Annotated in this window: 1 protein-coding gene; it reads left to right on the plus strand. The window is 45.4% G+C overall.

Going from position 1 to position 584, the window contains the following annotated elements; all coding sequences use genetic code 11:
• Nucleotides 1-584, plus strand: a 584-nt coding sequence (locus N1032_RS26670; RefSeq protein WP_407933092.1) for a hypothetical protein, incomplete at both ends; no start/stop codon positions are given.

Raw genomic sequence — 584 nt, forward strand, 5'->3', positions numbered from 1 at the left:
CAACAGCTAGCTACATCTACTAATCCAGAAGCTGCTCAGCAAACAATGCAACAGGCTGGTTTCGGTAGTAGCGCTCGTCTTGCTAAAGACAATGCTGCTAGGGCTGCATTAGCACAAGAACAACAGAACTCTGCTGATATTACAAATCAAGCATACAACTCAGCTGTTGAACAAGCTCAAGGTATTTTATCAGGTAATCGTCAGAATCAACTTAGTGCTCTTAGTGGTTTAACACAGAATGCTAGTACACAAGCTGGCTTACTTGATACAGGTGCTCAAGCTGCTAATCAGGCTTATCGCAATGCTTTCAATGCTTCTCAGCAACGTTATCAGAATGAGCAAGGTGCTTTGGATACAGCATACAATAATCAGATTGGTGCTCAGAATATGGCTAACCAAGATATCCAGAATCGTATTAATGCTGCCTCAGTAATGAATGGTGCATTAGGACAAACAACCACAGTGAAACAAACTGGCGGTGGTGGAGGTATGTTGGGTGGTGCTATGTCAGGTGCTGCTGCTGGTAGTGCATTCGGGCCTTGGGGCGCTCTTGCTGGTGCTGTTATTGGTGGAGCTGCTGCCTC

Origin of the sequence: Herbiconiux daphne (assembly GCF_024979295.1) — a bacterium.
Taxonomy (GTDB): domain Bacteria; phylum Actinomycetota; class Actinomycetes; order Actinomycetales; family Microbacteriaceae; genus Herbiconiux; species Herbiconiux daphnes.